The organism is Polynucleobacter sp. AP-Capit-er-40B-B4 (assembly GCF_018882245.1).
GTDB lineage: Bacteria > Pseudomonadota > Gammaproteobacteria > Burkholderiales > Burkholderiaceae > Polynucleobacter.
In genome coordinates this window covers 321981-348727 of record NZ_JACVOV010000001.1, presented here as the reverse complement: position 1 = coordinate 348727, position 26747 = coordinate 321981, and the positions used below count along the sequence as shown (strand labels likewise).

Below are 26747 nucleotides of genomic sequence, written 5' to 3'. Positions count from 1 at the left end.
ACGTACTAAAAAGATGTTTTTAGTGGTGAGTAGGGCGCCAGCGCTTGAGTAAAAGCGCATTGCTCAGAACGCAAAAGCTAGACAGCGCCATAGCGCTTCCGGCCAGCATCGGCGAGAGATAGCCCAGAGCAGCTAAGGGGATGCCAGTGGCGTTAAAGATAAAAGCCCAGAATAAATTTTGCTGAATTTTTTGCCAGGTTCGCTTGGAGATATCAATTGCATTTGCAACTAATGTGGGGTCACCTCGCATTAAGGTGATGCCAGCGGCCTGCATTGCAACATCAGTACCGGTAGACATGGCCATACCAACATCTGCGGTAGCTAAGGCAGGTGCATCGTTCACACCATCACCTACCATCGCAACAAATTGGCGACGTCCCTCTTTAGATTGAAGTTTGCGAATAATCTCTGCTTTATCGCTTGGCATAATTTGCGCGAACACTTCTTCAATACCAATATTTTTTGCGACACGATTCGCTGCGGCAACGTTATCACCGGAAAGCATTACTGCTCGAATATTGAGATGGTGTAATGAGGTAATTGCCTCTCGAACATTCTCTTTCAGCTCATCCCCAAATGAGAATATGGCAATTGGTGAAGTGGGTACTTCATTGCTCATCAAGATCGAAACAGTTTGACCAGCCTCAAAACAAGCCTTAGCCTTGCCCAGTATTTCGGCATGATGGTGGTTGCCCTCTAGGGATGCAATGCTCTGTAGGGTAAGGCTCTGTCCAGCAAGGACGCCAGCGCTAGGTTTTCCGCTAATACCAATGCCCGGCAATGCTTTGCTGTCGGTCGGCGTTATCGGGGTCAAACCATTTTGTTTAGCGGCGTCTAGGAGTGCTTTTGCAAGAGGGTGCTCACTACCAAGTTGAAGGCCTGAAGCTGTTGCCAGAATGTCATTCTCTGAAAATGCACTATCAAAAGAAATCACCTTCAGCAGTCTTGGCTTGCCAACGGTGAGTGTTCCTGTTTTATCAAACGCAACCACATTCAAGCGATGCGCCAACTCTAAAACTTGTGGGTCTTTAATTAAAATTCCAAAGCGGGCTGCTACCCCTGTGCCTGCCATGATGGCTGCTGGCGTTGCAAGTCCGAGGGCGCATGGACAGGCGATCACAAGTACTGAGACCGCTCTTAATATGGCAATAGATGCTGAGTCTAAATAAAACCAGTTTGCCAATCCGGTAATGATTGCAATCACGATCACGCTAGGAACAAAAATAGCACTCACCTGATCTACCATTTTTTGTATTGGCGCCTTTTGGGTTTGTGCGTCTTCAACCAGGGAGATAATTTTAGAAAGTACGCTCTCAATGCCAACCGCTTGAGCCTCAATGACTAATACGCCTTCGCCGTTGAGTGAGCCGCCGATCACTTTTTCTCCGATGCGTTTTTTGACTGACTCACTTTCTCCCGTGAGGAGCGATTCATCAATGTGGCTATTGCCAAGTAGGATGATGCCGTCTACTGGTATGCGCTCGCCGGGCAGAACCAAGACGCGGTCTTTCGGAAACACTTGGTCTAAAGGCAGATCATGATATTGATCTAAGGCAGAGCTCTCGGTGATGACAATATCTCGTTCAATGACTTTGGCATGTTCTGGCCACAACTTTTGTAATGCACGAATTGCTTCGCTAGTTTGTTGCTTAGCTCTGGCCTCTAACCATTTGCCTAGTAAAACCATGCAGATAATGACTGCTGATCCTTCAAAGTAAAGCTCGTGACTCTCATCAGGTGATGCAATCATTTGGTAAATACTGAGACCGTATGCTGCGCTTGTGCCGAGTGCCACCAACAAATCCATATTGCCCACACCGGACATGAGAGATTTGAAGCCCGCTTTATAAAAGCGCCATCCCAAGAAAAATTGCACAGGGGTTGCAAGTAGAAGTTGCCACTTCGGCGAAAGCGCCCAATGTATGCCAAAAGGCATGAGGAACATCGGGAGAAAAAGTGGGGCGGAGAGGGCGAACCCGAGTAATACGCGCCCTAAACCATCTGCTCCCCAAAACAGCTTAGAGGGCGCTCTTTCAGAAATGTGATGGGGGCTGTTGATTTTTGCTTCATAGCCTGTTTTTTGGACTGTGGCGATAAGGTCGTCCGCATTGAGTCCGAAATCTGCTTTTAAGCGTACTTTGGCCTGTTCCGTTGCCAAATTCACGCTAGCAGCCTCTACTCCGGGTATTTTGTTCAAAGCCTTCTCAACCCTGCCTACACAGGAGGCGCAGGTCATCCCGCCGATATCCAGAGTAAATAGCTCTGATTTAGTGTCTATTTGGGGGTTCATATAGAAGATAATCTACTGCATGCAAGCCGTATTTACATCAAAAAGGCCTATATGTTGACTTTAAAAGTATCTGGGATGGCTTGTGGGGGCTGTATTAATGCGGTCACGAGAGCAATTCAGGCTCAGGACCCTCAAGCCAAAGTTCAGGCTGACTTGGCAAGCCAGACTGTCAACCTAGAAACGACATTATCTGAAGCGCAGGCCAGTCAGCTTATAACAGATGCTGGCTTTCCAGTTGCTAAATAGCAATTGTTTAGAATGTCATTAAACCTAACAAAACCCGTAGTTTTTGTTCCTAAAGGATCGTGATTTATGTTCTTCAGTAAGTTAATGCCTCACGATGGTAATTTCTTCGAGCTTTTCAATGAGCACGCTAGCAATATCGTTTCTGCCTCCGAATCTTTCTTAAAGTTCGTCGAGCACTACAACGATGAAGCTTTGCGTGCCAAATACACACAAGACGTTGATAAAGCAGAGCATGCTTGCGACGACGTAGTAAAAGAAGTGCATCGTCGCTTGCACAAAACGTTCATTACTCCGATCGACCGCGATCAAATTTTCTCACTCATCAATACGATGGATGACGTTGCTGATTTATTGCAAAACGGCACTGAGGCCATGCATTTGTATGATGTAAAGAAAATGACCCCAGAAATGGTGCAAATGGCAGAGCTGTGTAATCAGTGCTGCATCAGCATGAAGAACGCAGTTGCTACGTTAAAAGATATCTCTGATCCAGAGGTTGCCAAGGCTGCTTTGAAGACTTGCGACGAGATAGATCACTTAGAGTCAGGGGCTGACCGCCTTTTATCCACTGCGATTACCCGTTTATTCCGCGAGGATATCGAAGTGCGCGAACTCATTAAATGCCAGCGTATTTATGAGCTGCTTGAGGAAGTTACCGACAAATGTGAAGACGTTGCCAATTTAGTTGAAGGCATCGTTCTTGAAAACTCTTAAGGCGAATTAAGTTGCCAGCGATAGAAGTAGCTTTTTGGGTTGTAGCGCTTTTGGTAGCGTTAGCGCTTGCATTCGATTTCATGAATGGTTTTCATGATGCTGCTAACTCTATTGCGACGGTAGTTTCCACCGGAGTTTTGAAGCCGCAGCAAGCGGTAGTATTTGCAGCCTTCTTTAACTTTCTAGCGATCTTCATTTTTCATTTAAGTGTTGCCGCCACAGTTGGTAAGGGCATTGTGCATCCTGCTGCCGTTGACTTGCACGTCATCTTTGGCGCCTTAGTCGGCGCAATTGTGTGGAATGTGATTACTTGGTATTACGGTATTCCATCAAGCTCTTCTCATGCTTTGATTGGTGGCCTAGTTGGCGCTGCGTTGCCAAAGGCGGGCACAGATGGCTTAGTTTGGTCAGGAATTATTAAAACAGTTTCGTTCATCTTCATCTCGCCATTTGTTGGTTTCTTGCTTGGCTCTTTAATGATGTTGATCGTTGCGTGGATTTGCCGAAATGCAAACTTAGCCAAAACAGATCGCTGGTTCCGTCGTCTGCAATTACTTTCTGCAAGTGCCTATAGCTTGGGTCACGGTGGTAATGATGCTCAAAAGACTATCGGCATTATTTGGCTTTTGCTCATCATCACTGGCTACGCTGAAGCTAGTGCAAAGATGCCGCCTACATGGACAATTATTTCTTGTTATATCGCTATTGCTGCGGGCACGATGTTTGGTGGCTGGCGTATTGTTAAAACCATGGGGCAGAAGCTCACCAAGCTTAAGCCAGTGGGTGGTTTCTGTGCTGAAACTGGTGGCGCAATCACATTATTTGCAGCAACTGCAATTGGTATCCCCGTTTCCACTACCCATACGATTACTGGGGCTATTGTGGGCGTTGGCTCAACTCAAAGGGCTAGTGCGGTTCGTTGGGGGGTTGCTGGAAACATCGTTTGGGCGTGGATCTTCACCATTCCAGCAACTGCGCTCATGTCTATGGCGGTCTATTATCTGAGTCTGCTCATTTTCTAAAACGCTTTATTGCAGGTGGCTGAGGATTCTTTCAGCAAATATTTGCGGCTACGAGTAAGCTAGCGCTAATTAAGAAAAATACTAAAACCTAGAATCCCATTCTAGGTTTATTCATATTAGGAGAAGGTTGTGTCGGTTACACCAGAGTTGGTCCAGGCAGCACTCAAAGGCTTAGTTGATCCTAATACTAAGATCGATTTCGTTACTGCAAAAAACGTTAAGAATCTCCGCGTAGAAGATGGCGACATTTTTTTGGATATCGTATTGGGCTATCCAGCCAAGAGTCAGTTTGATTCGATTCGTAAATCGGTAATCAATGCTTTGCGCGAATTGTCTGGCGTTAAAAATGTCAGCGTCAATATTTCCAGTCAAATTGTTGCGCATGCAGTGCAACGTGGCGTGAAGCTATTGCCTGGCGTCAAAAATATTATTGCGGTTGCCAGTGGTAAGGGCGGCGTTGGTAAATCGACAACAGCAGTGAACTTGGCTTTAGCCCTAGCGGCCGAAGGTGCGCAGGTTGGCATTTTGGATGCAGACATTTACGGCCCAAGTCAGCCAATGATGTTGGGTATTACTGGTAGACCAGATTCTCTTGAAGAGAATACGATTGAGCCAATGGAGGCTTATGGCTTGCAGGCAAGTTCAATTGGCTTTTTGATTGATGATGACGCTCCAATGGTCTGGCGTGGTCCGATGGTGACCTCCGCTCTTGAGCAATTGCTCCGCCAAACCCGTTGGCGTGACTTGGATTATTTAATTGTGGATATGCCACCAGGTACTGGTGATATTCAATTAACCCTGGCGCAAAAAGTTCCCGTTACTGGCTCAGTGATTGTTACTACACCCCAAGACATTGCGTTGTTAGATGCTCGCAAAGGTCTGAAGATGTTTGAGAAGGTAGGCGTGCCTATCATCGGCATTATTGAAAACATGAGCACCTACGTTTGTACAAAATGCGGACATGAAGAGCATGTATTCGGTACGGGCGGTGGGCAGAAGATGTGCAAAGAATATGGAGTAGATTTCTTAGGCGATCTACCCCTGAATCTATCTATACGAGAGCAGGCAGATGCTGGTCGTCCTACAGTGGTCGCAGACCCTGATGGTGCAATCAGTGCAATTTATAAAGGCATTGCTAGACAGGTTGCTATTCGTGTTGCTACTCTATCCAAAGATATGAGCAGTAAATTTCCAAACATTGTTGTTCAAAATACCTAAGGCCCAGAACATTTATGCGCTTTGCTGTATTGATGCGTAAACAAAATATTGATAACCCATGGGTTTCTTACCGCTGGGCGCCTCAAGAAGTATTGCCTGATTTAGGGCAATTTAATAGCAAACAAAGCAATGCGATTTCAGGTCAATTTCTTGGGCGTGATCCCGAGGGAGAGTCTTGGTTATTTACTGGCTACGAACTTGATCTATTTCCGGATGAGGCTGAGGGTTACTACCTGAATGTTTCCGCCACAACCCCAAGCTGGTTTGTGATGTGGCGCTTAGAGGAGGATGTTGATCGTTACATTGATGAGCAATCTTTAGCTTTAGCCAAAGCGGAATCGACGTTCGCAGTACCACATCGTATTTGCGTTAGTTATAACGAAGCGGCCCGCTTGCTTGATGGCGGCGAGTCGGTCGACACAGTTCCCATGAGTGAGCAGCATGCATCTTGGTTGCAAGAGTATGTCAACGACAACTATCGACCTGAACCTAAAAAACGTCACAAGCCTGCATCATTTAAGGGTGCCGAGCGTCCTGCGGAGGAATGATGGCGGAGGGATTTCTTGGGCGTTGGTCTAAACGCAAGGCAGGTATTGAGCCTGATTCTGTAGAGAAGAAGGTTGAAGCGCCTAAGGAGTTATCTTCAACTCCGGCTGTTGAGAAGATTGAAGATGAAGCTCCACCATTGCCTACGTTGGATGATGTAGCGAAGATCGATCGCTTTGATCCTGATTTTTCTGCCTTTATGAAGCCGGATGTTGATCCTGCCGTTCAGCAGGCTGCTTTAAAGAAAATGTTCACAGACCCCCATTTCAACATCATGGATGGGTTAGACATCTATATTGACGATTACAGTAAACCAGACCCTCTGCCGCCAGGAATGCTTGAAAGAATGGTGCAGAGTGATATGTTGAAGCTCTTTAGTAAGCCTGCTGAAGATGCTGCTAATGAGCTAGCCCCAGATTCCCAGCAAACTGAAGTTCAGGCCGCCCATCCTGAATCGGGGGCGAAGGCTTTGGATGTGCAAAAGCAAAGTGATTTAACATCCACACAACCGAAACTCTCCGCCCAGTTGGACGAGGTCCCCAAGGATGTGTCGACTGAGCCTGAACAGAAAAAAACCTAAGAAGATAGCGCATGAGTCAAAAATTAGTCTGTAACTGCAATGGCACCATGCCATTGGATGGAAAAGCGCTCGGTGTGCCGATGCACACTTCTTTGTGTAGACAAGAGGTCGGCTCTTTTTTGAAGGCCTTGGACGGTTCTGACTCCGTAGTGGTGGCGTGCACTCAAGAGGGCGCACTTTTTGGTGAGTTAGCGGATCAGGCTGAAAAGCCTTTGGTTGCTCCACTCCGTTTTGTAAATATTCGTGAAGTTGCAGGCTGGACACAAGAGGCAAAAATATCTGGACCTAAGATTGCTGCATTGCTAGCATTAGCCGATATGCCAGAGGCGGATCCAGTCCCGGTGGTGAATTATGAAAGCCAGGGCAGGTTGCTGATTGTTGGTGCTGGTTCCCAAGCTATTCCTTGGGCTGAAAAATTAAGCCCGTCTTTAGATGTCTCTGTTCTGTGTACTGAGCCTGGTGATTTGCCGCTCAATAGAAGTTATCCAATTTATACCGGTGTCGTTACTAAGTTGGATGGGTATCTCGGTAACTTTTCAGTGGATTGGGATTTGCAAAATCCAATTGATCCCGAGATGTGTACCCGCTGCGGTGCTTGCGTAGAGGTTTGTCCTGAAGGCGCTATTGATCTCTCCTTCCAGATTGATTTGAACAAATGTAAATCTCATCGAGCTTGCGTTACTGCCTGTGCTGGTATTGGCGCTATCTCATTTGATCGAAAAGAGCGTGGACGTAATTCTGAATTCGATTTGATCTTGGATTTACGCGTCGATCCTAAAATGCGCATGAGTCAAACCCCACAAGGCTACTTTGCCCCTGGCGTTGATCCCTTGGATCAAGCGTTGGCGGTAAATCAATTGTCAGAGATGGTGGGCGAGTTTGAGAAGCCTAAATACTTCACCTACAACGAAAAAATTTGTGCGCATGGTCGCAATGGCAAAGTAGGTTGCAGTGCTTGCATTGATGTTTGCTCAACCGGTGCTATTGGCTCCATCTTTAAAAATGGTCAGGGCTCTGTAGAAGTAAACCCAAATCTATGTATGGGCTGTGGCGCTTGTGCCACCTCCTGTCCATCTGGCGCGATGAGCTACAACTATCCGAGCGTTGCTCACCAGGGTAAAGAGTTAAAAACAGTAGCGAATGTATTTACAGCTGAAGCTAAAAAGATCAACCAAGCAATGGCACCTAGTTTGCTATTGCACACCTTAAAAGCTGGCACGCAAATGATTGATGGCTTGGGTAGATCCTCGCACATCATGCCAAAGCAGTTTGAAGGCCTTCCAGCATTTGTAATTCCTTATGGTATTGAACATATCGCCTCGACTGGTTTGGATTTGTGGCTAGGCGCTTTGACCTATGGATTTGCTGAAGTCATCTTGTTGCTTAGCGGGGATGAAGATCCTGGATACCGCGCCGCTCTTGAAGAGCAGGCAGATTTAGCGAATAGCATTCTGAAAGCATATGGCTTCGATGAACGCATTCATTTGATATTGGCTAACTCGATAGATGATTTATCAACGGTATCGAAGGCAATGGGGGCATTACGTCGACGTGGCTCCTTAAGTTCAATTTGCACTCCCGCAAGCATTGGTTTATCCAATCAGAAGCGTGAAACATTAGAGGCTGTTTTAGAGCACTTACAAAAGCAAGCTAAAACACCTTTGCCTGAGGCGGGCGTCGTACTTCCTAAGTCATCCTTATTGGGTGGGCTGACAATTAATAAAGAGGCTTGCACCTTATGCATGTCTTGTGTGAGCAGCTGTCCTGAAGGTGCGCTTTTAGATAATCCCGACGAGCCCATACTGTCCTTTATTGAAAAGCAGTGTGTTCAATGTGGCCTCTGTGTGCAAACTTGCCCAGAAAAGGCCTTAACTCTTGCGCCTCGTTTGCAGACTGTAGAGCAGCGTAAACAGAGATCCACTTTGAATGAAACCCAGGCTTTCCATTGCATTAGTTGTGGAAAACCTTTTGGAACATTGAAGATGGTTGACTTGATGCTGACTAAGTTGGGCGCTCATGGCGCATTTGCTGGGGCAGCAATGGATCGATTGAAGATGTGTAGCGATTGTCGCGTAGTAGATATGGTGAAAAAAGAAACATGAGCGAAATAGCAAAAGACTCAATTAATGAAAATGCATCTACCGAAGTGGGAGATGTTGGTTTGCCAGAGGATTTGGCAAGGGCAGATTTATATGGCTTGATTGCGCGCTTTTTTCAGATGCCACCCGATCAAGAATTATTAGATCAAATCGCCGCTACAGCAGATCAGCAAGATGCCGCTAACGAAGCGCCACTAGCCAAGGTGTGGATGGATGTAGTTGAGGTTGCCAAAAATAACCCTGCCAAGGCTTGGCATGATGAGTTTGACTTGAATTTCATTAGCGTTGGTAAGCCTAATGTTGTTCTGAACGGCTCTTTTTATATGGCGGGCCATCTCAATGAGAAGCCTTTGGTCAATATTCGTAAAGCTCTAGAGGGATTTGGGCTTGAGGCAGCCGAAGAGATTACTGAAACCGAAGACCATATTTCCGCGCTTTGCGAAGTGATGCGATACCTAATTGCCGGGGATGATGTTGAAGTCTCAAACCTTACAAATCAGAGGGTTTTTTTCAATGAGCATATCCGCCCCTGGTATGACGAATTGTGCGATGCAATAGAAGGCATTCCAGAGATGCACTTGTACCACCCGGTTGCCGCCCTCACTAGAGAATTCCTGGCTATCGAGGGTCAAGGTTTTGACATGATTTAATGTTGCAGCGCAATAGAGGGTAAGCCTTATATGCATTTTGTTATGGCGATATGCGAAAAATGCAATTACCAATTACACTTGACCCAAATCAAGAATAACTAGATAGGAGCATGCCATGAGCACTAAATCCAAAGTTGCTTTAAGTGACCAAGCGAAGCCATCGCGCCGCAATTTCTTTATTGGTGCAAGCGCTGCAGTAGGCGCTGTTGCAGTAGCCAGCCAAACTCCGGTCGGTAAAGCAGTCATTCAAGAAATTAGTAGCACCAAAACAGTGAAAGATGCAGGTCAAACAATGACTGCTCACATGCGCAAGTATTACGAAACCACTTTGATTTAATTAGTTTCATCAGTTATTGCTTTAACAGTTAATTAATAAATACAAAAACTTTCTCAGGGACACCATATGAGTCTGACTCGTAAATCCAATACCCCACAAAGCAGTCGTTCAACATCACGCCTGATTGGCAGTTTGTCACGAGGCTTAAAAGCCGCTGTGCCAACAATGGATCGCCGCACATTCCTTAAGCGCTCTGGCGTAGGTGTTGGTGCAGGTATCGCTGCTAGTCAATTGAGCTTTGTACAAAAAGCATCTGCAGAGCAAAGCAAAGCAATGCTCGACGGTAAGGGCAAGATTGAGGTTAAACGCTCCATCTGTACTCACTGTTCAGTAGGCTGTGCGGTTGATGCAACTGTTGAGAATGGTGTTTGGGTGCGTCAAGACGCCGTGTTCGATTCGCCTATTAACTTAGGCGCTCATTGTGCAAAAGGCGCAGCATTGCGTGAGCACGGTCATGGTGACTATCGTCTGCGTTATCCAATGAAATTGGTTGACGGAAAGTATCAGCGCATCTCATGGGATCAAGCGCTTACAGAAATTACTGCACAGATGAAGAGCATTCGTGAGAAGTATTCTCCAGACGCAATGTTCTTTATCGGTTCATCAAAGCACAACAATGAACAGGCCTACTTACTCCGTAAGTGGGTCTCTTTCTTTGGCACAAACAATACAGACCATCAGGCTCGTATTTGTCACTCCACAACAGTTGCCGGTGTTGCAAACACCTGGGGCTATGGTGCGATGACCAACAGCTATAACGATATGATGAACTCCAAGGCTGCTTTGTACATTGGTTCAAATGCTGCTGAGGCTCACCCAGTTTCTATGTTGAGTCTGTTACACGCTAAAGAAAATGGCTGCAAAGTGATCGTGGTTGATCCACGCTACACCCGTACAGCAGCGAAGTCAGATCAATACATCCGCATTCGTTCCGGTACAGATATTCCTTTCTTGTTTGGACTTCTGTATCACATCTTCAAAAACGGTTGGGAAGACAAGAAGTACATCAATGACCGCGTTTACGGCATGGAAGAGATTCGTAAAGAGGTTATGGAGAAGTGGACTCCTGCTGCCGTGGAAGAAGCTTGCGGCGTACCAGAAGCGCAAATGTACAAAGCTGCAGAAACCATGGCCAAGAATCGTCCAAGTACGGTTGTTTGGTGTATGGGTCAAACACAGCACACCATTGGTAACTCCATGGTTCGCGCATCTTGCATCTTGCAGTTGGCATTAGGTAACGTTGGTAAATCTGGTGGCGGTACAAATATTTTCCGTGGTCACGATAACGTTCAAGGTGCAACTGACGTAGGTCCTAACCCAGACTCATTGCCTGGCTACTATGGCTTGGCTGCTGGTTCATGGAAGCACTTCTCAACAGTTTGGGGTGTTGACTACGAGTGGATTAAAGGTCGTTACGCGCCAGACATGATGGAGAAGTCTGGAACTACTGTTTCTCGTTGGGTTGATGCCGTTCTTGAGAAGAACGACATGATCGATCAACAGACTAACGTTAAAGGCTTATTCTTCTGGGGCCATGCTCCTAACTCACAAACTCGCGGCTTAGATATGAAGCGCGCGATGAATAAGTTGGATCTATTGGTAGTTGTTGATCCATACCCAAGTGCAACGGCAGCGATGGCAGCAATGCCTGCGGCAGAGGGTGATGTAGTCAACAAGAACCGTAATGTTTACTTGTTGCCAGCAGCAACCCAGTTTGAAACATGCGGAAGCGCGACAGCATCTAATCGTTCTTTACAGTGGCGCGAGAAAGTAATCGACCCATTGTTTGAATCTGTGCCTGACCATGTGATCATGCAGGCTTTTGCTGATCGCCTTGGCTTCGGTGAAGAGTTGTCCAAGAACTACAAGATGTTGAACTCTAAATTTGCTGGTAAGCAATGGAAAGAGCCGCAAATCGAAGACATCTTGCGTGAAATCAATCGCTCCGTTTGGACTATTGGCTACACAGGCCAAACTCCTGAGCGCCTTAAAGCTCACATGAGAATGGTTGCAACGTTTGATCCGAAGACACTCAAATCCCGTGGTGGTGTAGATCCAGTCACCGGTTACGACACTACAGGTGATTACTACGGTTTGCCTTGGCCTTGCTACGGTACTGCCGCAATCAAACACCCAGGTTCACCAAATCTCTATGACACCAGTAAGAGCGTCATGGAAGGTGGCGGTAACTTCCGCGCAAACTTCGGTGTTGAGCGCGAGGGTGTGAGTTTGTTGGCTGGTGACGGTTCCTGCTCTAAGGGTTCTGCCATTACTACTGGCTACCCAGAGTTTGATCACGTGTTCGTGAAGAAGCTTGGTTGGTGGGATCAGTTAACTGAAGATGAGAAGAAGCTTGCTGAAGGCAAGAACTGGAAGACTGACTTGTCTGGCGGTATCCAGCGAGTTGTGATGAAAAACGGTTGCCATCCATTCGGTAACGCTAAAGCGCGTGCCATCGTTTGGAACTTCCCGGACGCTATTCCTATTCACCGTGAAGCGCTTTACAGCACCAACGAGAAGATGATGCGTAAGTATCCAACTTCTGCGGACAAGAAGAATTTCTGGCGCTTGCCAACTCTCTATAAGACTGTTCAAGATCAAAACTTGAATCAGAAGTTATATGAGAAGTTCCCAATCATTCTGACCTCTGGTCGTTTGGTTGAGTACGAGGGTGGTGGTGATGAGACTCGTTCAAATCCATGGTTGGCTGAACTTCAACAAGAAAACTTTGTTGAGATTAATCCTAAGGCAGCAGCAGATCGCGGTATTAAGAACTGGGATTATGTTTGGGTGAAATCACCTACAGGCGCAAGAATTAAAGTTCGTGCATTGGTCACTGAGCGTGTCGATCAAGGAACCGCTTGGGTGCCATTCCACTTTGCCGGTTGGTGGCAGGGTAATGACTTGCGTAAGTACTACCCAGAAGGCGCGGCTCCAGTGGTTCTTGGTGAGGCGGTCAATACTGCAACAACCTATGGTTACGACCAGGTGACGATGATGCAAGAGACCAAAACCACTATGTGCCAAATCGAAAAATTTGCCTAAGTCAAAAAATAAAGTCAGGAGAACACAATGGCAAGAATGAAATTTATTTGCGACACAGAGCGATGCATTGAATGCAACGGTTGTGTCACAGCCTGTAAAAACGATAACGAAGTGCCTTGGGGTGTTAACCGTCGCCGCGTTGTAACGGTGAATGACGGCATCATTGGCCAAGAAAAATCAGTCTCAGTTGCATGTATGCACTGTAGCGATGCACCTTGCATGGCAGTATGCCCAGTAGATTGCTTCTACCGCACCGATGAGGGTGTTGTGTTGCACGATAAAGATATCTGTATCGGTTGCGGCTACTGCTCTTTTGCATGCCCATTTGGCGCACCACAATTCTTGAGTAAGGGTGCCTTCGGTACTCGTAGCAAGATGGATAAGTGCACATTCTGTAGCGGTGGTCCGGAAGAGAACGGCAGCGTTGCTGAGTTCGAAAAGTATGGACGTAATCGCTTAGCAGAAGGCAAGTTGCCACTTTGCGCTGAGATGTGTTCTACCAAGGCATTGATTGGTGGTGACAGCGACATTATTTCTGGCATCTTCAATAATCGTGTTGCGACGCGTGAGAAGAACGGCAAGTATCCAGGATCCAAAGCATTTGGTTGGACTACTGCTTACGGTGGCCCGGATACGCCAGCGCCAACACCAACACCTGCTGCAAAAATTCCAGGAGCCAAATAATGAAAGTTAATTTCAAAACTCTCGGTTTGTGTTTTGCAGCAGCAGCGTTGTTAGCTGCTTGCTCTGAGCCTCCAGAAATTGCTGCTAAGGCTGCTAAACGTCCGGACGTTGCTCCTTACATGGGTGCCAACAATGGCTTTATGACTAAGAATTGGACGCCGGGTAATCAGGCTAGTTGGACTGAGTCTACTGATAAGCGCACTCAAGGTCAAAACGAATACAGTCGCGTTAAGTGATCAACTAAATAACTATAAATAAAACGAAAACGTTTAAGGACATGTGTATGAAACGATCATTTTCAAAAGTTCTACGCGCTTTAGTGGTGACCGCAGGTTTGTCGCTAACTTTGGCAAGCGGGATCAGTTTCGCTGAGCGTGCACCGATGGCGCCGCTGCCATCCGCTAGCGGAGTAGATATTCCGCCATTGTCTGTGCCGGCCAATCCAAATGCTTTGGCTAATGGAACGCAGGCTCAGTCTCAGCCAGCGAACCCATCGATTTTTACTACTGCCAATAGCGATCCATATAACTATGTCAGCATTCCAGACAAAGAGGCTAGCGTATTGATTCAGCGCTCTGGTCAACAGTGGCGCTTGATTCGCAACGGCGTAATCACAGTCTATGGCGGTTGGTTATTAGCAATCGCTTTCTTTGGCATTATTGCTATGTACACCATCAAAGGTTCAATCAAGCTGCATGAACCAATGTCAGGCGTGAAGATCAAACGCTTCAGTGCATTTGATCGCTTGGTGCACTGGTTGATGGCATTTAGCTTTTTAGCCTTGGCATTTACTGGTTTGCTCATTCTCTATGGAAAATACTTTGCAATGCCATTGATGGGTGGAGCTGCTTATGGCTCTTTCCTAGACGTTTGCAAAAACATTCATAACTTTACCGGACCGTTGTTTACGATTTGTGTCGTGATCTTCTTCTTGCTTTTTGCACATAAGAATTTACCTGGCAAAGGTGACTTGCAATGGTATTTAACCTTTGGTGGAATTTTCAGTGGCAAGCATGTGCCAGCTGGTTTCTTCAATGGCGGTGAAAAGATCTGGTTCTGGTTTGGTATGACATTCTTGGGTCTGGTAATTTCAGCCTCAGGATTTGTGCTCGACATGATCGTGCCATTTATGACTATTGAATACACTCGTGGCACGATGCAGATTGCTAACATCATTCATAGCAGTGCTGCAATCTTGATGTCTGCAATGGCAATGGGACACATCTATATCGGTACCATTGGTATGCAAGGCTCAATTGATGGCATGAAGACTGGCTATGTTGATGCTACTTGGGCTAAAGAGCATCATGAGCTCTGGTATGACGAACTCAATAAAAAGGGATAAGCCATGAAAAAAATCATTGCTTTCACATTCTGTGCTTTTGCTGGAACTGCAGCTTTTGCTGCATTACCTCCATTGACACCTGAGCAAGCAGAAGCTGCAGCTTTAACTAAAGCTAAGTCAGCTTATGGGGATAGAGTAGGGGCCTATCAGCTTTGTCAAGCCCAGAACCGTGTTGCAGATCGCTACAGAGTTTCTGGAACTGCAGCTCCAGCAGCTTGTGTAGCGCCTCCACCATTTACTCCGCCGGTAGCTGCGGCAGCAGCTGCACCAGCAGCTCCAGCGGCACCTGCTGCTAAGTAATTAATCGGATAACAACTCTTGATGTAAGTAGCGCTTCGCTGCTTTTGTTTGGGGATTATCAAAGAAGGGGCCTACGGGTCCCTTTTCTTTTATCTCGCCTTGGTCAATGAAGATGATGTGCTGAGCGAGTCTTTGGACTTGAGCAAGTTGGTGAGATGAAAAAATCACATCCGCACCATGTTGATCAAATTTCCGAATGAGGTCTTCAACCTGCTCAGTGGTGTTTGGATCAAGATTCGCGGTAGGCTCATCCAATAAAACTAAGTTTGGCTTTAAAAGAATAGCTCTTGCAAGACATAGTTTTTGTCTTTCGCCAGCAGATAATTTATGTGCTGGACTATTAGCTAAGTTGCTAAGACCAACTTCATCCATAACCTTTTGTACATCTAATTTGGTGATGCTTGAATCGACATCTTGAACAATCCCAATGTTAGCGGCTGCAGAAGCTTTAATCATGGGGGTGTGATGCAGAACTAAAGAAGTCTTAGTTTTGAAAGAGTAGGTGACAGTGCCGCTATCCGGTTTGATAAGACCATCAAGCACCTTGAGAAAAGTCGTTTTTCCAGCACCATTCGGACCAATGCAAGCAGTAATTCTGTCGGCTGGAATAATCGCATGCGGAATATTGAGAATTATTCTGCCATTGCTCTTGACGATGATGTCTTTGAGTTCAATAAACTTCTCAAAATTTTCAACGGCATTAACCATAGCGGTGCTCCGCGACTTGGCGCACTGCAAACGTAAATAAATTAGCCAGCAGGACAATCATCAGTAGGACTATTCCAAGGGCGAGAGCTAAAGGCAGATCTCCTTTGCTTGTCTCTAGTGCAATAGCTGTGGTCATAGTTCTGGTGGAGCGATCGATATTGCCGCCCACAATCATGACTGCTCCCACCTCAGAGATCGCCCTGGCTAGACCAGCAAGGACGGCAATCGTCAGGGAAAAGCGGCAATCCCATAAAAGCCACTTAAAACGTGAGAGTGGGGGTAGTTTTAGGCTTAGAAAAGAATCTCTATGAACCCTCCAAGAATCCTCGAGGATTTGTCGGCTCAGGGCAGCAATTAGCGGGGTCGTGAGCAGGGTCTGAGCCACAACCATACCCTTGATCGTAAATAACCAGCCCCAAGCTCCCAGGGGGCCTGTACGCGATAGCATGAGATAAACCAGGACCCCAACTATCACTGTAGGCACGCCCATCAGGGTATTGAGGGTCACAATAATCGTCTTTTTGCCGGTAAATTGCTCGGTTGCCAGAAGGGCGCCAATAGGCAGGCCTAAAAGTGTGCCAATCAAAAGGGCGCTCAGGCTGACTTGTAGTGATACCAGAACGATGCCCAAAACTGCACCATCAAGATGGGCAAGCAAAGTAAGGGCGTCCTGAAAAGCTTTCAACATGCGCTAGATTCTATCAAGGCAATGGCAAAATGGCTGTAATGAGATTGATTTCCCTATTTTCGACTTATGGCTGAAGTGGTTTGCCTCTGCAATGAGGTCCTCGATGTGGATTTGCGTGAGTATTTGGATACTCATCCGATCGACTCTATTGATGAGTTGCGTGAGCAGGCTTCTATTTGCAATAAATGTATGCAGTGCCAGGATTTGGTTGAAGGTGAAATCTACTTGGCACGCGTTCGTCGTCAGCGCGCAGCAGGGCAGTTTTAATGAACCTAGTTAACTCTTCCCGCTTTACGGTTTTAAGCATGAATGTTCATAAGGGTTTATCGCCCTTGCATCGGCATGCAACGATTTATCAATTGCGCCAGAAAATGCGCAGTCATTATCCAGACCTACTCTTTTTGCAAGAATTGCAGCAGGAACATCGAGGAAGGTTAAGGCGCTTTGAGCAATGGCCGCTGACAGAGTTAACTCACTTTCTCTCCGAGGATTTTTGGCAGCATTGGCATTATGGAAAGAATGTGGAATATCGTGATGGGCACCATGGCAATGCGATTCTTTCTAAACATCCTCAGCAAAAAGGAAATAACTACGATATCTCCGCATATCGCTTTGAGAGTCGTGGGCTGCTGCACAGCATTACTAGGCTAGAAGGTATCGATAGGCCTATTCATTGTTTTTGCGTGCATCTGGCGCTCTTTGAGCGCGGTAGAGAGCGGCAGCTGGAGGCTATTATTCGGCACATTCAGGATTTGACACAAGATGGACCCACGATCGTTGCAGGAGACTTTAACGATTGGCGTAATCGCGTGAGCGCGCCTATGAAAGCCGCTGGTTTTGATGAGGTATTTGAGGTACTCACTGGTTCGCCGGCGAAAACTTTTCCGAGTGTGAAGCCATTACTTCCTATGGATCGGATTTATGTGCGTGGATTAAAAATTCATTCTGCAAAAATTTTGCATGAATGGCTAAAGCTATCAGATCATCTAGGTATTACTGCTGAATTGGAACTTGTATGAATATTTTGTCGTTTATTTTTGGATCCGTTTTTGGATTCTCTCTAATATGGGTTCCAATCGTACACATCCTCATTGTGCTTTTGTTTGGCCTTCACTTGATTTCAGCCAGAAGGCCAGTGGGTGTAGCATTCGCATGGTTTCTGATCGTGATATTAGTACCCCTTTTGGGAATTGCCTTGTACGTTCTGATAGGCGAAAGACCCGTAGGCCGAAAGCTTACCCGCAAGATTGTTCGCATGAATCACGAGTACGAAAAAATTACCGAGACAATGCGCCAGGAGTTTGCAGGCGATAGACAGGAGTTACCAGTCGAGGGTAGGGCCCTTAGTCTGTTGGCTGAATCTAAAAATGGCTCACCAGTGGTAGCTGGGAACAAAATTGAATTGCATACCAACTCACTCAAAATCTTACAAAATTTTATCGATGAGATTAACAACGCCAAAAAAAGCTTGCATCTTGAGTTTTATATTTGGGCTTTGGGCGGCGATGCCGATAGAGTTTGCGAAGCTTTGATTGCGGCATCTCAGCGCGGTGTGGCTTGTCGTGTATTGCTGGATTCTCTGGGTAGTAAAGATTGGTTTAAGTCTCCTTGGCCAGCACGTTTTCGCAAGGCTGGGATCGAGGTAACAGAGGCATTGCCGATTCAGATTGGTCGCTTTCAGTTCCGTCGTGCTGATTTGCGCCTTCATCGCAAGATATTCGTTATAGATGGTGCTGTAGTGTGGACCGGTAGTATGAATTTAGTTGATCCGCGCACATTTAAGCAGGACTCCGGTGTGGGTGAGTGGGTGGATGCGATGGTGCGTATCGAAGGCCCAGTCGCTGCACAGTTTGAGTTGACCTTTGCATTCGATTGGAGTGTTGATAACCCAAGTATTACTAACTTTAAAGATCGAGAGCCGCCAGCATCGCCTCATGTAGGAGGCGCTATAGCTCAAGAGTTCTCTTCTGGTCCAGTTTACCGTGACGATATTCTTTATCAGGTCTTGCTATCGGCCATCATGGATGCTCGTGAAGAGTTGACCATTACTACGCCTTATTTTGGACCGGACGATGGTTTAATCCAGGCGCTGATGGCTGCTGCAGCCAGGGGCGTCAAGGTCACTCTGATTGTTCCGAAATTGAATGATTCCACCTTGGTAGCTTGGAGTAGTAAAAGTTTCTATGAGGACTTGATGAACTCGGGCGTAACCATTGCCGAGTTTCATGGGGGCTTGCTGCATACCAAGAGTCTATTGATTGACAAGCGGATTTCCATCTTCGGTTCAGTGAACTTTGATCAACGCAGTTTGCGCCTGAATTTTGAAATCAGCCTCATTGTTTACAACGTTGATTTTTGCGCTAAGTTAGAGGAGTTAATAGAGTCTTACTTAGTGCAATCAGATTATGTTGATCCAAAAGCCTGGGCTAAAAGACCAACATGGCGTCGCTATCTTGAGAACGCCGCACATCTGACCTCGCCGCTACTTTAAATCGCTCCGCTCGCTCGCATATCTGCAATATCGGAATCTGATATTCCAAGTTCTTTGAGGATGGCGTCAGTGTGCTGTCCTACGGCAGGTATGGGATCCATGCGGTAGTCGTAGCTGTCATTGAGGCCCGGAGGTAAAAGGGCGGCTATGGAGCCATTCGGGGTATCAACTTCAGTCCAACGTTTACGCGCTTGCAATTGCTCATGCTTCCAAAGTCCCGCCATGTCATTGAGATGGGCATTTGCAATTTGTGCTTTTTCTAATCGAGCAATTAATTGCTCGGAACTGAGTTTGTTAAAACAAGCATCAATGATCTCTAAGAGTTCGGCACGTTTTTCGTTGCGTTTGAAGTTGCGATCAAAGCGTTCATCTTGAGCTAGTGCGGGATTCTCTAAAACTGTCTCGCAAAACTGCACCCATTCACGTTCATTTTGAAGACCCAGCATGACAGTCTTGCCGTCGCCTGCCTTGAATGGTCCATATGGGTAGATGGTTGCATGGGATGCACCATTTCTTGGTGGGGGCTCCGCGCCTTTATAGGCGTAATACATTGGGAAACTCATCCACTCACTTAATGCCTCAAGCATGGAGATATCAATCACCGAGCCTTTCCCGGTTTTGCCTCTTTGTAGCAATGCTGCCAAGATATTCGTATACGCGTACATTCCTGCCGCAATGTCGGCGATTGAGTTACCAGCTTTGCTTGGCGTCTCCGGCGTCCCGGTAATTGAAAGAAATCCCGCTTCACTTTGGATAAGGAGGTCATAGGCCTTTTTATCGCGATAGGGTCCATCATTGCCGTAACCCGAGATAGCGCAGGTAATTAATCCTGGATTGTCCTTCTGCAAAACCTCTGGGCTCAGGCCCATGCGAGAGGCTGCGCCAGGCGCAAGGTTTTGAATAAAGACATCTGCGGTTTTCAATAAATTTTTTAAGATTGCCATTGCGGAGTCTTGCTTGAGGTCAAGCGTCAAACTCTCTTTAGATCGATTGACCCAAACGAAGTGAGAGGAGAGCCCCTCAACCTGAGTGTCATAACCTCTCGCAAAGTCTCCACCGCCAGGGCGTTCAATTTTAATAATGCGCGCACCTAAATCAGCCAATTGCCGAGTGCAGAATGGTGCTGCAATGACATGCTCTAGTGCAACAACCGTAATGCCATCTAGTGGACGAACGCTCATATGGGTGATTTCTTAGAAAGATCTTGGTAGTCCAAGAACGTGTTCGGCAATATAGGAATAAATCAAATTGGTTGAAATTGGCGCTACTTGATAAAGGCGAGTTTCTCTAAACTTACGTTCAACATCATATTCATTGGCAAAACCAAAACCACCATGGGTTTGTAAGCACACGTTAGCAGCCTCCCAAGATGCTTTGGCTGCAAGGTACTTAGCCATATTGGCTTCTGGGCCGCAAGGTTGGTGATTATCAAATAGCTCACAGGCTTTAAAGCGCATGAGATTGGCTGCCTCAGTTTCAATATAGCTATCTGCGATCGGAAATTGAATGCCTTGGTTTTTGCCAATAGGTCGATCAAATACAACTCGGTCATTGGCATAACGACGTGCGCGATCAATAAACCAGTAAGCATCACCTATACATTCAGCCGCAATTAAGACGCGCTCTGCATTTAAGCCATCCAAAATATATTTAAAGCCCTGACCCTCGGTACCAATGAGGTTCTCAGCGGGAATTTCAAGATTATCAAAGAACACTTCATTGGTTTCATGATTGACCATATTAGCAATTGGTCGAACTTCCATACCTTTGCCAATAGCATCAGCAAGATTCACGATAAAGATCGACATACCTTCTGATTTACGCTGCACTTCACTGATAGGGGTAGTGCGAGCCAGCAGGATCATCAGATCGGAGTGCTGAATGCGGGAGATCCAAACCTTTTGGCCATTTACCACATACTTGTCACCCTTTTTAACTGCAGTGGTTTTTAATTTAGTGGTATCGGTCCCTGTTGTCGGCTCAGTCACAGCCATGCTTTGCAAGCGCAACACGCCTGATGCAATTTTAGGAAGATACATTTTTTTCTGGGCCTCTGAGCCGTGACGCAATAAGGTGCCCATGTTGTACATCTGCCCATGGCATGAGCCTGAATTGCCGCCGGAAAAATTAATCTCTTCCATGATGACGGAGGCTTCGGCAAGACCTAAGCCTGATCCACCGTATTCTTCTGGAATTAGGGCAGCCAACCATCCAGCTTTGGTCATCGCATCCACAAAAGCTTCTGGATAGCCTCTTTCGTGATCAATTTTTTGCCAGTAAGCGGAATCAAAAGAGCCGCAGAGGTCGCGTAATGCTTCGCGCATTTCTTGATATTGGTCTGGCTTTGGAATGGGGTAACTCATGGATGTCTCAATTTATAAGTTTTATGGTCTAACTACTCTTACAGACGTTAGTTTAAGCAAGATTTAGAAATCTTGGATCCTGACCAAAACAAGGCAAAATAGGCCATATGAGACCAAATGAAGGCACCATAATTGCCAACAAGCTTAGCCAGTGGATTGAGTCTGCTTGCTTGCGCACCTATGCCTTGGAGACTTGGTCTTAATGGAGCATATGTTCGAGCATTTCTTTGCCTGGTTTGGGATGCCATCTGTAGGGTTGCCAGCGGTATTTATTAGCGCATTTATTTCCGCCACATTAATACCGGCGGGCTCCGAGCCTATCTTGTTTGGCTATATCACTCTAAATCCCCACTTATTCTGGCTTGCGATTATGGTTGCCACAGTTGGCAATACATTGGGTGGAATGGTCGACTGGTGGCTTGGAGTGGTGGCTCGCAATAGCTTTAAAGCAATGGATGAGCCAAGTAATAGTCGTCTTAAGCGTTGGCTAGAAAGTTGGGGCCCTAAGCTGTTATTGCTTTCTTGGCTTCCTGGTCTTGGCGACCCTTTATGTTTAGCGGCGGGATGGTTAAAGCTTCCCTGGCAGCCATGCTTGATTTATATGTTTATAGGCAAGCTACTGCGTTTCATTATGTTTACTTGGCTCCTGACTTTGGTGCCAGATAGTTTTTGGCACCAATTAGGTCGCTGGTTGCACCTGATTTAAACCGCGCAATACTTTTGCTGAATCTCATCGTTGTTTAAGAGATTCTGAGCGGTATCGTGGAACACAATCTCACCTTGATCCAGAATATAAGCACGATCAGAAATTTTTAGAGCTTGCTGGACGTTTTGCTCTACTAAAAGAATCGTCAGTCCCTGCTGCTTCAGCTTGGCAAATAACTCAAACATTTCATCGACTAAAACCGGCATGATGCCCTCTGAAGGCTCATCAAGCAAAATCACTTTAGGCTTACCAATCATGGCTCTAGCGATTGCTAGCATCTGCTGCTCACCACCAGACATTGATGTGCCATCCTGATGTAGACGCTCTTTAAGTCTGGGGAAGGTTTCAGCGATTTCGTCAACGAGGGCGGCCATGTCGCCAGAATTCTTTTTGGCGATTACGCCAAGCTCTAAATTCTCTTTTACGGTAAGGCCTGGAACAATACGGCGATCCTCTGGAACATAAGCTAAACCAAGGTGAAAGCGTTCATGTGCCGGTAAATCTAAAAATGAGGTGCCATCAATTTCAGCTTTACCTTGACGCTTGGAGAGCAAGCCCATTAATGAACGCAGGGTGGTGGTTTTGCCTGCACCATTACGACCCATCAGGGTGACGATTTCACCTTTATTTACTTGAAGTGATACACCTTGCAAGACGTGACTGCGGTCATACCAGGCATTTAAATTCTCTACACGCAACATAATTTGCTCTCTATTTAACCTTGACCTAGATACACGCGTCGTACCTCGGCATTATTTTGAATTTCTTCTGGCGTACCTTCTGCCAAGAATTCACCATGGTGCAAAACGATGATGCGTTTGCATAAACCCATAATGAGTTTCATTTTGTGCTCAACCAAGATGACCGTGCGCTCACTAGCGAGTGTGCGAATTAATTCCATCATGACTAAGGTCTCTTCTGGCGACATGCCTGCTGTAGGCTCATCCAGCAATAGCAGGCTAGGGTTGCAGGCCAAAGCCATCGCAATCTCTAGCGCGCGTTGTTGACCATGAGCTAAATCACCAGTTTTCTTATTGCGCAAATGCTCAAGATTGACGCGGCGAAGTAGTTCATCGGCGATCTCAATGGGCTTTGGATAACTCTGCGCATTACTTAAAAAGTTATAGCGTGATGTCTCCATTTGAGCTGCTACGCGGACATTTTCATGGACGCTTAATTGCTTGAAGACATTGGTAATCTGAAAGCTCTTAGAAATTCCAATACGAGCAAACTCATGTTGCTGCATGCCGGTAATGTCTTTGCCATTAAATAAGATTTGACCACTCGAAGGAGGGAAGGCACCGCTCAGAACATTAAAGAATGTACTTTTGCCAGCGCCATTGGGTCCGATGATTGCAGTTAGCGTTCCAGGCATAAAGCTGGTTGATACATTTTGTAAAGCCTTGAACTTGCCAAAGCTCTTGCTAACGTCACGCGCTTCAAGAATAGGGGTTGTAGTTGCGCTATTCATTATTTCGAATCCTGATTAATTTGTAGCTTGCTCAGAATGGTTCCCCAGATTCCCTTGGGGAAGAACAGCACAAAGAACATGAAAATCAAGCCAATGACGGCCATCCAATGTTTGGTGAAGGTGGTGACAACATCTTCTAGGTAAAGCATGACTGCTGCACCAACAAATGGGCCAAAGAATGTGCCCATTCCACCCAAGATACTCATCATCACCGCTTGACCAGATTGCAGATAATGTAAGGAATCAATTGGCACAATAGATAAGTGGAGGGCGCGCAATGAACCTGCTAAACCACAGATTGCTGCCGATAAGACGAACACCAATAATTTGGTACGAGCAACATCAAAACCACAAGCCGCAGCGCGTTTCTCATTCTCGCGAATTGCTTCCATCACGGCACCCAACGGCGAGCTCAGAATGCGAGAAATTAACCAGATAGCGATTACTACAAAGAATAGGATGATGTAGTACTTTGTCAGCGGGTTTAAGAAATCAACTGGGATCCCAAAAATATTGAATTGATCGACTCGAACGCCACGCAAACCATTTTCACCACCGGTAAGACTCTCTGCCTTATAGAAAATGTAATAAATGATTTGACCCAGAGCCAAAGTCACCATGGAGAAGTAAATGCCGCGAGTACGGATGGCCAGGTAACCCATGATGAGTCCACCAATCGCCGCACCAATAATGCCAACCAAGATTGCGGCACCCCAAGGCATGCCATAGTGAACAATGCCAATGCCGGTGAGGTAGCTACCAATTCCTAAGAAGGCTGCATGACCAAATGAGAGAAGCCCCATGTAACCAAATAGCAAGTTAAAGCCCATAGCGAATAATCCAAAGATCAAGATATTGATCGCCAAAGCCTCATACGGCATGATGAATGGGAAGATTGCCAAAAATAACGTACTTGCTAGTACGCGATGACGTGCAATGAGTTGGAAGAATGAATTCATAAATATACGGAGCCTTAGCCCATCGCTCCTGCTTTGCCAAATAAACCTTGCGGGCGAATTAATAGCACTACAGCCATCAATACAAAAATAGATAGCTCTGCTAAGTCTGGGAAGAAAAGGGATGTCATGCTGTAGACCACACCCACTAATAGGCCGGCAACTACTGCGCCTACTGGTGAGCCCATGCCACCGACTACAGTCACCACAAATGACTCTGCCAGAATAGGGATGCCCATCTCAGGATTTACAGAGCGTGTTGGCGAGGCCAAGATCCCTGATAAGCCTGCAATTGCACAACCCAATCCAAAGACTAAAAACCATACTTTGGCAATATCAACGCCCAATACTTTGACGATCTCTTGATCGGCTGCGCCGGCTTTAATAATGAGGCCATACCGAGTTTTTTGGATGAGAAACCACACTCCCAAAATAATGACTGCGGTGGCAGCAATTAAGAAGAGGCGGTATTTAGGGAAGTAACCAATTCCTACATTCATTGTTCCGGTGAGCCCTTCAGGAGTTACTGAGGGTAGGCCTTCAATGCCGAAGGTCACACGCATAACTTCGATCAAGACATAAGAGAGGCCAAAGGTCAGTAGCAGAGGGTAATCCAGTCCGCGACCATATAGCGGTCTTACCAAGAAGCGCTCAGTGATCAAACCAATAGCGCCTGTAAGTAATGGAGTTAGCACCAAGCTAAACCAAAAGCTTCCAGTGACACCCAAGAAGTACACGCCCAAAAATGCGCCGACCATAAAGAAGGCGCCATGAGCAAAGTTCACCACATTGAGCATGCCAAAAATAAGACATAAGCCCAGGGCTAGAAGTGCATAGATACTGCCCAAGGCGATGCCTGTAAGCAGCTGCATGCAAAGAAGTTCAAATGTAAGGCCGGTCATAAATGTACTCAGAAAAAACTCCCCTCTACCAAATGGTGTTGGGGAGTGGATCAGGGTGAACGATTAATCCACCCTGAAATTTTTGGATTAGGCTTTGTGGCCTAGCTCTGCGCAGGAGCGCATGTTTTTCTCAGTAGTAGGCTCAATCGTCAAAATATTGAAGACGTCATGCTTGTCTTTCATATTCTTAGATTTTGACTCTACGATGATGACTGTTTGAACAGCTTGATGGTCGCATTTGCGGTAGTACTCTGGACCCTTGTAGAAGTCATACTTCAAGTTTTCCAGTGCAGTGACAACCTTCATTGTGTCGGTAGATTTTGCATTCTTAACAGCAGCAAGAACAGTTTTTACACCGGCATAGCCTAATGCACCGTAATCGGATGGCACTGAACCGTTATACATCTTGCGGAATGCATCATTGAATGCCTTGGCTGTTGGGATGCGATCCTCCAGACCCCAGTAATAAGATGTGCCGCCAATAATGCCTTCGAAAGCCTCTGGGCCACCAGCTAGTCGCGCTGTGTACAAAAGAACTGGCGTAACAATTTTCATGCTGGATTTAAGACCAAAGTCAGTACATTGTTTTGCTGCATTGACAAGGTCACGACCAAAGTTACAGAGGACCAGGATATCTGGATTCAACGCTTTAATGCGTGGCAAGAAAGCGGAGTAGTCAGAGGCGCCCAATGGATGGCGAATATCAGCCAATGTTGTGGCACCCATTTCTTTTCCGGCACGTTCAAAAGCACGCACCATTTCATGGCCGTAAGCATAGTCTGCTGTAAGGAAAACAATTTTCTTGCCGAAGCGAGGAATAGAGTAACGCGCTACGGCGCCTGCAGTCATGGTTGGGTTAAGCGCTTCATGGAATGTATACACACTCCAGTCTTTTGCTTCGTTAATCGCATCAGATTGGCTGATGGAGTTAAAGAGCACCTTACGTTCTTTGCAGACTGCATTGATTGAGAGTTGTGTTGCTGCAGAGAGTGAACCAACAACATAATTCACTTTATCTTTTTCAATCAACTCCAGAGTGCGGGTCGCAGCTTCACCTGGGTTAAGTTTGTCATCTCGAACCAAGAGTTCTGCTTTACGACCATTAAAACCGCCAGCATCGTTGAACTCTTTAATAGCTAATTCAGCAGCCCTGACTTGGTCTTGTGCTTCAGCAGAGAATGGGCCGGTCAATGGAGTTGGGAAGCCAATCTTAATTGTTTCAGATTGAGCGTTCGCAACGTTTAGCCAAAGCGGGGTGCTTGCAGCAGCAGCTCCACCAATCAGCATCTGTCGTCTTGTTTGATTCGTTACTTTTTGTTTCATGGTTGTCTCCTCCATATAAAACTTTGTTAAATAAGAATACTTTTGTTTTTTTAAATCTTAACT

General features: G+C 46.2%; 28 protein-coding genes. 18 read left to right on the top strand and 10 right to left on the bottom strand.

Features of this window, described 5'->3' with window-relative positions; all coding sequences use genetic code 11:
• Nucleotides 1-19: 19 nt before the first annotated feature.
• Nucleotides 20-2290 (bottom strand): cation-translocating P-type ATPase, encoded by a 2271-nt coding sequence (locus ICN19_RS01650; RefSeq protein ID WP_216245210.1) that lies wholly within the window; start codon nucleotides 2288-2290, stop codon nucleotides 20-22.
• A gap of 51 nt (nucleotides 2291-2341) precedes the next feature.
• On the opposite strand from ICN19_RS01650, the gene ICN19_RS01645 reads away from it, so the two are divergent.
• The 14 genes from ICN19_RS01645 (at nucleotide 2342) to ICN19_RS01580 (ending at nucleotide 15076) form a co-directional block, all read left to right on the top strand.
• Complete coding sequence (locus ICN19_RS01645) at nucleotides 2342-2536, top strand: heavy-metal-associated domain-containing protein (RefSeq protein WP_216245208.1); 195 nt, start codon at nucleotides 2342-2344, stop codon at nucleotides 2534-2536.
• 66 nt (nucleotides 2537-2602) lie between these two features.
• The gene (locus ICN19_RS01640) at nucleotides 2603-3250 is read left to right on the top strand and encodes a DUF47 domain-containing protein (RefSeq protein ID WP_216245206.1); all 648 of its coding nucleotides are present in this window, start codon (nucleotides 2603-2605) and stop codon (nucleotides 3248-3250) included.
• Between the two features lie 80 nt (nucleotides 3251-3330).
• Nucleotides 3331-4272, top strand: coding sequence for an anion permease (locus ICN19_RS01635; protein WP_370625137.1), 942 nt, complete (start codon nucleotides 3331-3333; stop codon nucleotides 4270-4272).
• Between the two features lie 129 nt (nucleotides 4273-4401).
• Nucleotides 4402-5490 carry an iron-sulfur cluster carrier protein ApbC gene (gene apbC / locus ICN19_RS01630; protein ID WP_216245202.1) on the top strand — a complete coding sequence of 363 codons (1089 nt, stop codon included), beginning with the start codon at nucleotides 4402-4404 and terminating at the stop codon, nucleotides 5488-5490.
• A 14-nt stretch (nucleotides 5491-5504) separates the two neighbouring features.
• Nucleotides 5505-6038, top strand: a complete 534-nt coding sequence (locus ICN19_RS01625; RefSeq protein WP_216245200.1) for a DUF3305 domain-containing protein — start codon at nucleotides 5505-5507, stop codon at nucleotides 6036-6038.
• Nucleotides 6035-6616, top strand: a complete 582-nt coding sequence (locus tag ICN19_RS01620; RefSeq protein ID WP_216245198.1) for a DUF3306 domain-containing protein — start codon at nucleotides 6035-6037, stop codon at nucleotides 6614-6616. Before ICN19_RS01625 ends, ICN19_RS01620 begins: the two co-directional genes overlap by 4 nt.
• Nucleotides 6617-6627: 11 nt before the next feature.
• On the top strand, nucleotides 6628-8718 hold the full coding sequence (locus ICN19_RS01615) for a 4Fe-4S binding protein (protein ID WP_216245196.1): 2091 nt from the start codon (nucleotides 6628-6630) through the stop codon (nucleotides 8716-8718).
• On the top strand, nucleotides 8715-9365 hold the full coding sequence (locus ICN19_RS01610; protein ID WP_216245193.1) for a molecular chaperone: 651 nt from the start codon (nucleotides 8715-8717) through the stop codon (nucleotides 9363-9365). Before ICN19_RS01615 ends, ICN19_RS01610 begins: the two co-directional genes overlap by 4 nt.
• A gap of 115 nt (nucleotides 9366-9480) precedes the next feature.
• Nucleotides 9481-9702 carry a formate dehydrogenase gene (locus ICN19_RS01605; RefSeq protein ID WP_216214270.1) on the top strand — a complete coding sequence of 74 codons (222 nt, stop codon included), beginning with the start codon at nucleotides 9481-9483 and terminating at the stop codon, nucleotides 9700-9702.
• A 66-nt stretch (nucleotides 9703-9768) separates the two neighbouring features.
• The gene (locus ICN19_RS01600; RefSeq protein ID WP_216245191.1) at nucleotides 9769-12747 is read left to right on the top strand and encodes a formate dehydrogenase subunit alpha; all 2979 of its coding nucleotides are present in this window, start codon (nucleotides 9769-9771) and stop codon (nucleotides 12745-12747) included.
• A gap of 27 nt (nucleotides 12748-12774) precedes the next feature.
• On the top strand, nucleotides 12775-13431 hold the full coding sequence (gene fdh3B, locus ICN19_RS01595) for a formate dehydrogenase FDH3 subunit beta (RefSeq protein WP_216245189.1): 657 nt from the start codon (nucleotides 12775-12777) through the stop codon (nucleotides 13429-13431).
• Complete coding sequence (locus ICN19_RS01590) at nucleotides 13431-13667, top strand: hypothetical protein (protein ID WP_216245187.1); 237 nt, start codon at nucleotides 13431-13433, stop codon at nucleotides 13665-13667. Before fdh3B ends, ICN19_RS01590 begins: the two co-directional genes overlap by 1 nt.
• A 47-nt stretch (nucleotides 13668-13714) precedes the next feature.
• Entirely contained in the window at nucleotides 13715-14776 is a 1062-nt protein-coding gene (locus ICN19_RS01585) for a formate dehydrogenase subunit gamma (RefSeq protein WP_216245185.1), read from the top strand.
• 3 nt (nucleotides 14777-14779) lie between these two features.
• Entirely contained in the window at nucleotides 14780-15076 is a 297-nt protein-coding gene (locus tag ICN19_RS01580; RefSeq protein ID WP_216245182.1) for a hypothetical protein, read from the top strand.
• Here ICN19_RS01580 and ICN19_RS01575 read toward each other — a convergent pair whose 3' ends face one another.
• Both ICN19_RS01575 and ICN19_RS01570 read right to left on the bottom strand, forming a co-directional pair.
• Nucleotides 15077-15784 carry an ATP-binding cassette domain-containing protein gene (locus ICN19_RS01575; protein WP_216245180.1) on the bottom strand — a complete coding sequence of 236 codons (708 nt, stop codon included), beginning with the start codon at nucleotides 15782-15784 and terminating at the stop codon, nucleotides 15077-15079. It abuts the gene before it with no gap.
• Nucleotides 15777-16472, bottom strand: coding sequence for an ABC transporter permease (locus tag ICN19_RS01570; RefSeq protein ID WP_216245177.1), 696 nt, complete (start codon nucleotides 16470-16472; stop codon nucleotides 15777-15779). Before ICN19_RS01570 ends, ICN19_RS01575 begins: the two co-directional genes overlap by 8 nt.
• 66 nt (nucleotides 16473-16538) lie before the next feature.
• Between ICN19_RS01570 and ICN19_RS01565 the strand changes: the two genes are divergently transcribed.
• The 3 genes from ICN19_RS01565 to cls are packed head-to-tail and all read left to right on the top strand — an operon-like array spanning nucleotide 16539 to nucleotide 18963.
• Nucleotides 16539-16739, top strand: a complete 201-nt coding sequence (locus ICN19_RS01565) for a hypothetical protein (protein ID WP_216245175.1) — start codon at nucleotides 16539-16541, stop codon at nucleotides 16737-16739.
• A gap of 38 nt (nucleotides 16740-16777) precedes the next feature.
• Nucleotides 16778-17491: an endonuclease/exonuclease/phosphatase family protein gene (locus ICN19_RS01560; RefSeq protein ID WP_255536901.1), complete on the top strand. Its 714-nt coding sequence runs from the start codon at nucleotides 16778-16780 to the stop codon at nucleotides 17489-17491.
• A complete protein-coding gene (cls, locus tag ICN19_RS01555) occupies nucleotides 17488-18963 on the top strand; it encodes a cardiolipin synthase (RefSeq protein ID WP_216245171.1) in 1476 nt (491 codons plus the stop codon). The genes ICN19_RS01560 and cls overlap by 4 nt, the downstream gene beginning before the upstream one ends.
• Here the strand turns inward: cls and ICN19_RS01550 are convergent.
• Together ICN19_RS01550 and ICN19_RS01545 are read right to left on the bottom strand one after the other, a co-directional pair.
• Nucleotides 18960-20144, bottom strand: a complete 1185-nt coding sequence (locus ICN19_RS01550) for a CaiB/BaiF CoA-transferase family protein (protein WP_216245168.1) — start codon at nucleotides 20142-20144, stop codon at nucleotides 18960-18962. The two genes, cls and ICN19_RS01550, sit on opposite strands and share 4 nt — an antisense overlap.
• 12 nt (nucleotides 20145-20156) lie before the next feature.
• Complete coding sequence (locus ICN19_RS01545) at nucleotides 20157-21326, bottom strand: acyl-CoA dehydrogenase family protein (RefSeq protein ID WP_216245166.1); 1170 nt, start codon at nucleotides 21324-21326, stop codon at nucleotides 20157-20159.
• A 202-nt stretch (nucleotides 21327-21528) separates the two neighbouring features.
• On the opposite strand from ICN19_RS01545, the gene ICN19_RS01540 reads away from it, so the two are divergent.
• A complete protein-coding gene (locus ICN19_RS01540) occupies nucleotides 21529-22032 on the top strand; it encodes a YqaA family protein (protein ID WP_216245164.1) in 504 nt (167 codons plus the stop codon).
• Here ICN19_RS01540 and ICN19_RS01535 read toward each other — a convergent pair.
• From ICN19_RS01535 to ICN19_RS01515, 5 genes are all read right to left on the bottom strand, one after another.
• Entirely contained in the window at nucleotides 22029-22733 is a 705-nt protein-coding gene (locus ICN19_RS01535; protein WP_216245162.1) for an ABC transporter ATP-binding protein, read from the bottom strand. The genes ICN19_RS01540 and ICN19_RS01535 overlap by 4 nt on opposite strands.
• A gap of 14 nt (nucleotides 22734-22747) precedes the next feature.
• Entirely contained in the window at nucleotides 22748-23503 is a 756-nt protein-coding gene (locus tag ICN19_RS01530; RefSeq protein WP_216245160.1) for an ABC transporter ATP-binding protein, read from the bottom strand.
• On the bottom strand, nucleotides 23503-24462 hold the full coding sequence (locus tag ICN19_RS01525) for a branched-chain amino acid ABC transporter permease (RefSeq protein ID WP_216245158.1): 960 nt from the start codon (nucleotides 24460-24462) through the stop codon (nucleotides 23503-23505). The genes ICN19_RS01530 and ICN19_RS01525 overlap by 1 nt, the downstream gene beginning before the upstream one ends.
• A gap of 14 nt (nucleotides 24463-24476) precedes the next feature.
• Nucleotides 24477-25361, bottom strand: a complete 885-nt coding sequence (locus tag ICN19_RS01520; RefSeq protein WP_216245157.1) for a branched-chain amino acid ABC transporter permease — start codon at nucleotides 25359-25361, stop codon at nucleotides 24477-24479.
• Nucleotides 25362-25448: 87 nt separating this feature from the next.
• Complete coding sequence (locus tag ICN19_RS01515; protein ID WP_255536900.1) at nucleotides 25449-26684, bottom strand: ABC transporter substrate-binding protein; 1236 nt, start codon at nucleotides 26682-26684, stop codon at nucleotides 25449-25451.
• Nucleotides 26685-26747 lie beyond the last annotated feature (63 nt).